This is a genomic window from Arthrobacter sp. H5 (genome assembly GCF_000520595.1).
Taxonomy (GTDB): domain Bacteria; phylum Actinomycetota; class Actinomycetes; order Actinomycetales; family Micrococcaceae; genus Arthrobacter_D.
On record NZ_KI915025.1, the window covers coordinates 5,847 to 14,749 of the forward strand.

General features: G+C 59.5%; 9 protein-coding genes and 1 pseudogene. 1 reads left to right on the forward strand and 9 read right to left on the reverse strand.

The annotated features are described in order from the left end of the window. Positions 1 to 1,072: 1,072 nt before the first annotated feature. A complete protein-coding gene (locus Y708_RS26375; RefSeq protein WP_155853947.1) occupies positions 1,073 to 1,405 on the reverse strand; it encodes an ATP-binding protein in 333 nt (110 codons plus the stop codon). 143 nt (positions 1,406 to 1,548) lie between these two features. On the opposite strand from Y708_RS26375, the gene Y708_RS0119000 reads away from it, so the two are divergent. Next, positions 1,549 to 2,259 carry an SOS response-associated peptidase gene (locus tag Y708_RS0119000; RefSeq protein ID WP_028281144.1) on the forward strand — a complete coding sequence of 237 codons (711 nt, stop codon included), beginning with the start codon at positions 1,549 to 1,551 and terminating at the stop codon, positions 2,257 to 2,259. A gap of 761 nt (positions 2,260 to 3,020) precedes the next feature. Here Y708_RS0119000 and Y708_RS26380 read toward each other — a convergent pair. From Y708_RS26380 to Y708_RS0119040, 8 genes and pseudogenes are all read right to left on the reverse strand, one after another. Beyond that, positions 3,021 to 3,458, reverse strand: a complete 438-nt coding sequence (locus tag Y708_RS26380; protein ID WP_035776863.1) for a MarR family winged helix-turn-helix transcriptional regulator — start codon at positions 3,456 to 3,458, stop codon at positions 3,021 to 3,023. 52 nt (positions 3,459 to 3,510) lie between these two features. Then, on the reverse strand, positions 3,511 to 4,593 hold the full coding sequence (locus tag Y708_RS0119010) for a fatty acid desaturase family protein (protein WP_028281145.1): 1,083 nt from the start codon (positions 4,591 to 4,593) through the stop codon (positions 3,511 to 3,513). Positions 4,594 to 4,678: 85 nt separating this feature from the next. After that, a complete protein-coding gene (locus Y708_RS0119015; protein WP_216699844.1) occupies positions 4,679 to 5,146 on the reverse strand; it encodes a DUF4383 domain-containing protein in 468 nt (155 codons plus the stop codon). A gap of 47 nt (positions 5,147 to 5,193) precedes the next feature. Then, positions 5,194 to 5,820, reverse strand: coding sequence for a DUF3618 domain-containing protein (locus tag Y708_RS0119020; RefSeq protein WP_028281147.1), 627 nt, complete (start codon positions 5,818 to 5,820; stop codon positions 5,194 to 5,196). Continuing rightward, positions 5,817 to 6,266 carry a phage holin family protein gene (locus tag Y708_RS0119025; RefSeq protein WP_028281148.1) on the reverse strand — a complete coding sequence of 150 codons (450 nt, stop codon included), beginning with the start codon at positions 6,264 to 6,266 and terminating at the stop codon, positions 5,817 to 5,819. Before Y708_RS0119025 ends, Y708_RS0119020 begins: the two co-directional genes overlap by 4 nt. Then, a complete protein-coding gene (locus tag Y708_RS27745; protein ID WP_051479185.1) occupies positions 6,266 to 7,060 on the reverse strand; it encodes a hypothetical protein in 795 nt (264 codons plus the stop codon). The genes Y708_RS0119025 and Y708_RS27745 overlap by 1 nt, the downstream gene beginning before the upstream one ends. 467 nt (positions 7,061 to 7,527) lie before the next feature. After that, entirely contained in the window at positions 7,528 to 8,631 is a 1,104-nt protein-coding gene (locus Y708_RS26390) for a phosphatase PAP2 family protein (RefSeq protein ID WP_162150502.1), read from the reverse strand. A gap of 78 nt (positions 8,632 to 8,709) precedes the next feature. Next, positions 8,710 to 8,903 (reverse strand): annotated as a pseudogene (locus Y708_RS0119040) (ISAzo13 family transposase); the annotation flags it as partial.

Below are 8,903 nucleotides of genomic sequence, written 5' to 3' on the forward strand. Positions count from 1 at the left end.
CCGCTGATGCGTTGGTCAAGCGTGCCCGGGACCTGAAGGCCCAGGGGCTCGCTCCGGCCGATATCGGGAAGATCATCGGCGCCAGCCGTGCAACCGTGTACCGCTACTTGAGCATGGCAAGCAACGAAGTGGTCTGACGAGGACCGAAGGCGACGCCACGGACCGCCGGAATGGGCGCGTGGCCCGCGATTTACGTTTCTGCGGGGCACTCTTGGGTTAGTTTCCGATCGGATTCTCGCAGAGGCGGCACTCCCGCCGAGCCCCGACATCCCGTGCCATGACTATCAGCAACCCGTCCGGTTGGGCATCCCACTTATCAGCGACGGCGGAACACCAGGCCGGGTGGAACACTTCCCCGGTTCGCGTGACATATACCTGGTCACGGCCAATCCGGGGAGAACCATCCGCCCTCCGAGCGGCTGGCTCAATCGGCGTCAATGCTCCAAGCTCCGCAGCCCGGGCATGGGCATTCTTGATGTGTCGTTTCGTCGCGCCTTTAGGGCGAGATGGCATCAGGTCCTCATCCAACATCTGTCGGTCCATTGCAATCCAGGCTCACGTATTCAGGCTACTTGTCTGCTGCAACGTCCGCTCGGACGCTGAACGCTTCAGGGATTGCTAGAAGTGTCCTGCAACCTCTATCTGCGTCATGAAACAGGGCGGGAGCTTGCGGCATAAGGCAGCAAGACAGACGCACCCGCAGAACGGCGGGGGAGTGTCATTTTCACTACACGTCTGCACAAATTTCAGTACTCGTCTGCACAGCCTTCCCGTGTCGCAGTAAGGGGAGTGCTCTGCGGGACAGAGTCCGCGACCATCCCGCTACCTCCGTTTTCGTGCAGAGGAGTAGTAAGCAAAAACGACATTAGTGGAAGAGGATTATGGATAAATCAGTGCTCAACACTCGCCTGCACAACCCCGAGAACACGCGGCGCGTTGTGCAGGCGTGTAGTGAAAATGACAGGAGGGGAAGTGTCTCGACCGGCTGTGTTGCAACCGTAGGGATTCGAGACAGCAAGAGACCAAGTCTCGTTGTCCAAAAGCCCTAGAACTCAACGAATTCCATCAGCAGTCACCAGAGCGTGTCCAGAGCCCTGTGGCACATGCCCCGCATCGATTCCGTTGGCTTATCCAGCAACCATTCGTCGATCACGAGCAGGGTGAAGGCCGCATGCTTCCGCAGGAACTTCCCGGACCCGCCGGGGGTGTCTTGCGCGGCAACCCATGCTTCCTCGAGGTCCGGCATCCGGACGTAGTGGGCGCGGATCCTGTTCTCGCAGGCGCGCTTCGCGATCGCGCAGCCCAAGTAGGACTTCCCCGATCCGGTGAATCCCTGGAAGACAACGTTTTGCTGCCGGTCCACGAACGAGCAGGTGCCGAGCTGACTGAGCATCTGCCGGCTCATCGACTATCCGCGGCCCGTTGTCCGCTGTCTGCGCTGTCATCGTGCCCGTCCTTCATTGTGTGATCTGGAGTTGGTTTTCTTTAAAAATAGAACACATGTTCGAGTTGGGGAAGCCGGGGGAGCTGTGCGGCACAATGAGCCGTATGTGTGGGAGATTCGTGGTGGCAGGATCCAAACAGGCAATGTTGGACGCGTTTGAAATTAACGCGGTAGAAGGCCAGGAGCTGGCCCCGTCATGGAATATTGCGCCCACCGACGAGATCCGGTTCATCACGCAGCGCCCGGACGCTGACGGCGCGCTGGAACGCCGGCTGGAGACCGCACGCTGGGGACTGGTCCCGTCATGGGCAAAGGATCCGAAGGCCGGTGCGCGGCTGATCAACGCACGCAGCGAGACCGTCACCGGGAAACCCTCATTCCGCACCGCGGCAGCCGAGCGCCGCGCACTGATTCCGATGAACGGTTACTACGAGTGGCAGAAAAACCCGGACGGATCCAAAACCCCGACCTACCTGCACCCGCAGGATGAGGACGAGCTGCTGGGAGTGGCCGGCCTCTACGAGTTCTGGCCAAACCCGGAACTGCCCGAGGACCACCCGGGGAAATGGCTTGTCACCGCAACCGTGATCACGACGTCGGCCACCGACGCGCTGGGCCATATCCACGACCGAACACCACTGATCATCCCCGGGGAGCTACACGCCGACTGGCTGGATCCCCACACCACCGGCAAGACCGACGTCCAAAGACTCATCGACGCGATACCCAAACCTCACCTGGTGCCCCGCATCGTGGGAAAGGAAGTCGGATCGGTGCGCAACAACGGACCGCAGCTGATCAAGCCAGCAAAGTAACCAGGTCTACGCCTCGCCACCCGCTGGCTCTGATCGCTGGGTAGGCTCTGCACATGAGTGCCAAAATTATCCGCCCGTTAACGGGCCGCATTCAAGTTCGTGGACTAAGGGCACCTCGCGGCGATGAACCTACTAACAAGAGCATGTTCAAAGATGCTGCTGGTGCAGCAATCCGGCCGACGTGGGTAGAGGCAGACGAGGGTCAACCAGGTTGGGCGGGTTACTGGACCATTACTCGAAAACACCTGACTGAGGTCGCAGAGTCTATCGCCATTCGTGACGGACGCGTGGAGATTGAAATGCACTACAGCCAAACCGAGAAGTGCGACCGGCGTTGTCGAAAAGCAACGGGGGAGGACTGTACCTGCGCCTGTGAAGGCAAGCACCATGGTAAGGCGCAACACGCATCCTGGCTGGAAGTCGGCGAGACCACTCTGGTTCGCGGAGAGGGCCGGAAAGAAGGCTGCGTAGAGCGTCAGTATTCGAGGTGTCTCCGACAATGACCCTGATACGGGCAGCAACCGGCGCCGGAAGCTTGGCAGGATCGCGGACGAGGACTGTCACATCATGGCCGTGATCCAGCGCAGCTGCTAGGGCATGTTTACCGGTGCGACCAGTCGCGCCAAGGAGAGCAATTCTCACGACAATTCCCTTCCGGTCGGGGCTGGGAGCGCTTCGTCGTTTGATCTTCGAAAGGGTCACCGGCGGCGGTTGCCCTGTGATGCCTCACAGGCCACAGGCCACAGGCCACAGGTCATGGGTCACTGGTCACTGGGGCGACGGTGGGTCAGTTCAGCGATTGCTTGCTGCAGATAGCGACGTACGCTCCCGTCCGGGAGCTGGTCTCGCGGGAGAATGTTCTGTTCCATTTCAGCGGTTGAATCAAGAACCTTACTGCCCGCAGGAGTGATGGCGAATAGCTGCTTTTTTTGGTTGACGCTGGTTTGTACGCGGGCAACGAGACCCTTGTATTCGAGGTTATCCAGGATCCTGATCATGGTTTGTGGCTGGACGCGAACGCTCCGGGCAATTTCACTTTGGGTTCCCGCGCCCTGCAAGGCGATCACAACCAGTACCGTCAGCCCGGCGTGGGTGATTCCGAAATCAGCGAGTTCCTTGCTCCACGCGTTTTCCACTAAACGGGTGGCTGTCAGCAGGAGACGGCTCGTTGACCACTGGTCCAAGTCCAGATCCAACATTACTTAAGCCTCTTTTTTGTTCGATGCCACGTTTGATGTCAAGACGGTTCATCTATGAACGCCGGTATCGGCTCACGATGGGGCAGTCGAACGGATCCCGTGCGGCCAGGCCTACCCGGTTGAGGTAGGAAACGACGGCACCGTAGGACGCGGCGACCCCTACTTCGGTGTACGGGACCTTGAGGCGTTCACAGTGTTCGCGGACAATGAGCGCAGCCTTGCGCAGGTGCGGGCGTGGCATGTCGGGGAACAGGTGGTGTTCAATCTGGAAGTTCAGGCCACCGAAGGCGTTGTTGACGAAGGCTCCGCCGCGGATGTTGCGTGAGGTGAGTACCTGTTTCTGGAAGAAGTCGAGCTTGCTGTTCTTGGGGATGATCGGCATGCCCTTGTGGTTGGGGGCGAAGGATGCGCCCATGTAGATGCCGAATACGGCCATCTGCACGCCGATGAAGGCGAAGGCCATACCGACGGGAAGGAACCAGAACAAGATGCCGAGGTAGGCGCCGAAGCGCATCGCGAGGAGCGCGAGTTCAATCCAGCGGCCCTGCACGGCGCCCGGCCGGAAGAGGGTGCTAATCGACTTGACGTGCAGGTTCAGTCCCTCGAAGGTGAGCAGGGGAAAGAAGAGGTAGCCTTGGCGGCGGGTGATCCACGCGTGGAACCCTTTGGCCTTTGCTGCGTCTTCCTCGATAAAGGAAATAGTGTCGATCTCAATATCGGGGTCCTTGCCCACCACATTGGGATCGTTGTGGTGGCGGGTGTGCTTATTCATCCACCACTGGTAGCTGATGCCGACGACGCCGGCGGCAAGGATCCGCCCGGACCAGTCGTTGGCGCTGCGGGTCTTGAAGATCTGGCGGTGCGAGGCTTCGTGGGCAAGGAAGGCGACCTGGGTAAAGACAATGCCAAGTACCGCGGCGATCAGCAACTGGAACCAGGTGTCTCCCAGCAGGACGAACCCGGTCCAGGCCGCACCTATGGCCAGCGTAAGTGCAGCGAAGACCGCTACATAGAATCGCCGTCGACGGTTCAGTAGCCCTTCCTTGCGCACCTGCTTGAGCAGGATCGAGTACGACGCGACGACGTCGTTCGGCTTGGCCACACGCACTGCTCGGACCGGGGTGGTTGTGCTCATCTAGATTCCTTGCAGGGAAAGAATTTACGGGGGTGGGGGAGGGGGCCGCCGGGACCTCATGAAGAGGCCCCGGCGGGGTGGTGTTTTAGACCCGGTTTGTGGTGTCGTGGTCCCGTTTGCGGCTCAGGATCAGTGCCAGCGCGATCATTCCGACGCCCAGGAATAGGTGCAGCCAGTTATCCGCGTCGTTGAAAGGCACGAAGTTGGCGTCTGAGTTGAGGTCTATCACCAGACCGTAGATCCACAGCACCAGGTAGATCACACCTCCGATCAGGAGATAGTTTTTTGCATTGGCGTACGTCCGTGCCAGCACCAGGCCAGCGACGCCGTAGAGCAGGTGGACGATGTTGTGCAGGATCGAGACCTGGAAGAGGCCCAGCAGGAGGGCTTCAGATTCATGCCCTGCCATGTCCATCTGGTCGAACTGGGTGGTGGCACCGGGGATGAATCCCAGGATACCGAAGAGCACGAACACGATGCCTACGGCCAGGGCGGCCTTTTGCATGGTGGTCTTGTCCCGGTCCTGACGAACCGGTTGACGTGATGCGGTCATTGTTTTCTCCTAGAGGTGTGTGGGGATTCCTTAGATCCCGGCGAGTGTTAGACGGTGCCGCTGTTGTGGCTGGATTGGACGTTGTCTTTGGCGTCCTGGGACTTGTCCTTGAGATCTGAAGCGGCGCCGGTTCCTTCGTCCTTGACGGTTTGAGCTGAGTCAGCCGCTGTTTCCTTGACCGAGTTCACTGCGTCCTGGGCGGGTTCTTTCATGTCTTCCATGACCTGTTTGGCGGCGTCAGTGATTTCGGTTGTCAGTGGCTGGGCCTTGTCCTTCAGGGCTGACGCGGCGTCCTTCTCCTTTTCGCTTGCGGGGATTAGCGAAGCGACGAGCATGCCGGCGCCGAAGGCGATCAACCCCGCGGCGAGTGGGTTGCCTTTGGCTTTGTCTTTGAGCTGGTGCGGGGCGTCGTGCACCGCATCACCGGCGTGATGGGCCGCGGATTTCGCGGATCCACCGGCGTTTTCAGCGGAACCCATGACACTGGTTTTGACGTTATCGGCAGAGCCCATGATCTTGTCCTTTACGTTTCCTGCGGCGTGCTTCACTTTGTCTGTTTGCCGGTGGGCAATGTTTGAGGGGTTCACCTTGTCGGCTACGGCATCGACGTCGGTTCCGAGTTCGGCCCGTGTCTGTTCGATATCGGCGCGGATTTGTTCTGGTGTCTGATTCATGGGGTGGGCTTACCTGGTTTCAGAGTGGGAGGGACTTCCTTGAGGGTTTCAGCGGTGTCAGGCATGCCGCGGACGGCTTTGAGTTCTTTCTTGCCTTTCATCGTTAGGACGGCTGCGACAATTCCCCAGAGCACTGCGACGATGACTGAGGACCAGCCGAGACCGATCAGCTCGCCCAGACCCCACATCAGGGCCAGGGACAGGAACAGCAGAACGAAGTGCCCTGCTACGCCGGCGCCGCCAAGCATTCCGGCGCCTTTACCAGCCTGGGTTCCGGTTTCGCGTAGTTCAGCTTTAGCCAGTTCCAATTCCTGGCGCATCAGGGTGGAAATATCGCGGCTGACATCGCCCAGGAGTGATCCCAGCGATTCATTGGCTGCCCGACCCTCGGCCTCGGTCCTCGGCGGTTCGTACGCTGGGGAACCTCCGGTGTGTGTTCCACTCATCAGCGCAGATCCCTGTCCAGTGGTCCGCCCTGGGTGCGCCGGCCTGGTTCGATGATGGGTTCGGTGACCAGGGGATCACTCAACGAAGTCGGCTCTCGCCCCGTGACTCTTGTTTCGGTATCAGCCACTCCTGTGGAGGTGGTGACTGGAGTCGCGGTAGTAGGCGCGCCGAACCCGCTCTCCGTAGTTGGCTGCGTGGCCGCTGTCGGCGGGTACGCGGGTGCGGGATTAGCTGGCGTAGCATTCTGATCATCAGACCCCGCACCGGCGAGTCCTCGTGTCAGTCGTCCGGCGAGCAGGCCTGCACCCGCTGCCACCATCAGGAACGTTCCTGGACGGCGGCGGGCGAAACCCTTGACTTCTTCAAGTAGTGAGCCTGGATCGCGGCCTTCCAGCCAGCCTGCGACGTCGCCCGACCGCTGGGCGGCCTGACGGACCAGGTCATTTGCGGGACCATTCTGGTCCCCGTTATCTGCCATCGACGACAGCTCATCACTGATAGAGCGCAGCCCCTCGGCAGCCTTCTGCTGGCTGGCACCAGCCTGATCCTTCAAATCGGATCCCAACTCGCCGAGCAGGTTCTTCGCCTGGGCGCCTGCTTCTCCTACAACATTCTTCGCCTCGGCCCCAGCGGTCTGGGCAACTCCCTTAGCCGCGTCCACTCCTTCATAACCTAGATTCTTCGCTTCGTCTTTCGCGTGGGCCGACGATGACTGCCCACCGTCCGGGTTGCCGGATACGTGCGCAGGTGGCACAGGGACTATCGGTTCTTCCGACCAGTTTTGGGTACTCATGGTTTCTCCTTCGGTAAAGGGCCGAGAGTTAAACTCTCGGCCCTTGATGTGGCATGGGATGTGGCGCGTGCCACAAACTAGAGAACCGCTGCCGCACATGGTGCGGGAAAAGCTTTCGGCACCCTTGACGGTGAAGCGCTAAATCCCATCAGCGCCACAAAGACAGCATGCTTAGTAGTTACGTTAGAACCTAAGCATGCTTAGCGTTTATCCGCAAGGGTCAGGGCAACAAGTTTTCCGCCTGGTAAAAGCTTCTTAGTGAGCCGACCAGTGCGCGGAAGGCTAAACCGGCGGTGTCTGTCCAGCCAACATCGCTCACAGTGGGCTGGCCTTAGCCTTGATCCACCGATGAGGTTTGGGTCGTCTTCGGCGTTTTAAACACGAAATGCCCGTCTTTTCAGGGAAAATTGGACTTGCGACAGAACAATTTTGCTGAAGATGAGGGGCATCTCGCAGATGCAAGTTTTCTATAAGCCGTCCGCGGTGTCAGTTCCTTCGATGAGGCGAATCTCGTGTCGGCGGCCGGGCCGAAGCTTCGGAATGTCCCGGCGCCGACTTGGGAAACGAATGATGCCTGTTGCAAGAGCGGCCAACCACACGGACAAACCGCCGATGGCAAGTCCGGCCGGGACGTCGAGTATGTAGTGCCACCCGAAATAGACGGTCGCCAGAGCGGTAAACACGACGTAAGCCCACAACGACCATCGGACCGGCTTTGGCAAACCAGCCAGTTGCGCCATGAGTGCAGCTGTAAAAACGATTGAGACGTGCAGGGACGCGAACGCGGCAATCCCATGTACCGCCTGTGTTGCATGCGGATCGACGAGGACCGCCAGCCGGTTTTCGTACAGCGAATCTTGGAGTGCCGACGTCGCAGTAATCGGTAGATCGGCGAACGAGGACTCCTCGACGTAGATCGGCCCTAACGACGGCAGGAGGTAATACGTGGCAGTGCCGAGAATCCAGTTGAAACACAGGGCGCTCACGTACCACGCCCCGCGGGAGAGATCATCGGACCACACCATTGCCACGGCAAGCGAAAGAGGAACGAAGATCAAGAAGGACACGTAGACAACAGAGAGGAACTCTGCGGTGAAGCCCGTTCCCAGCAATTCGTGGAGGACGTCGCTTGGGTTACCGCCGCCGGTGAACCACCTATCGGTATCTACCAGCATGGAGTCCGTCAGACGATCCCGAAGAAATGGCAGGAAGCTTTTCAGGTTGCGGTATGCCACATAGGAGAGATAGAAACTCGCCAGTCCGGCGGTGATGGCTGCCAGCCGCGGCATCGTCCACCGCGATTTGAGAATTGTGCCGGTTGTGCGGAGCAAGTCTCGTGCAACGGGCCGTCGGGCAAGCACCCGCGGTACTACGTCGGCCACCATCACCAGCACAACGATCAGCGGCAGGCGGACGTAACTCGGACCGAGAAATCCGTCCGGGTCACGCACTGGCAACCCGTTGAAGGCAGCCGTAACCAACATCAGCAGCATGAAAGAAGCCGTAGTAATTAATGGGATGCCAAAAAGACCCCGCCACGGGGAGCCACCGCGTTTGGCTTGAATTTTCACTTGGCAACTTTACCCCAAGGGCGGGCGGATCGTACGGCTAGGGGCCGCTTAGGGCTCGCGAATAAATAATCTGGTTGATTACGGCGTGTCGGGTGGTGCGAGCGTGTAGTTCCATTCGCCATGGAAATCGTGGCGGGTGAGGGGCAGTGATTCGATGTCGTGGCTGGTGTATCTGAGTCCGGTGGGATATTCGGAGGTGTCAAGGACGCATTGGACGGTCAGGCCCGTGCTGGTGGTGGTGTTGGAGATCGTTTCAACGATGGTCTGGTGGG

Bases quoted from the DNA above. Each gene is read 5' to 3' on its own strand.
- Y708_RS26375 (WP_155853947.1), bottom strand. From the start codon at position 1,405: ATGAGCCGGCAGATGCTCAGTCAGCTCGGCACCTGCTCGTTCGTGGAC.
- Y708_RS0119000 (WP_028281144.1), top strand. From the start codon at position 1,549: ATGTGTGGGAGATTCGTGGTGGCAGGATCCAAACAGGCAATGTTGGAC.
- Y708_RS26380 (WP_035776863.1), bottom strand. From the start codon at position 3,458: ATGTTGGATCTGGACTTGGACCAGTGGTCAACGAGCCGTCTCCTGCTG.
- Y708_RS0119010 (WP_028281145.1), bottom strand. From the start codon at position 4,593: ATGAGCACAACCACCCCGGTCCGAGCAGTGCGTGTGGCCAAGCCGAAC.
- Y708_RS0119015 (WP_216699844.1), bottom strand. From the start codon at position 5,146: ATGACCGCATCACGTCAACCGGTTCGTCAGGACCGGGACAAGACCACC.
- Y708_RS0119020 (WP_028281147.1), bottom strand. From the start codon at position 5,820: ATGAATCAGACACCAGAACAAATCCGCGCCGATATCGAACAGACACGG.
- Y708_RS0119025 (WP_028281148.1), bottom strand. From the start codon at position 6,266: ATGAGTGGAACACACACCGGAGGTTCCCCAGCGTACGAACCGCCGAGG.
- Y708_RS27745 (WP_051479185.1), bottom strand. From the start codon at position 7,060: ATGAGTACCCAAAACTGGTCGGAAGAACCGATAGTCCCTGTGCCACCT.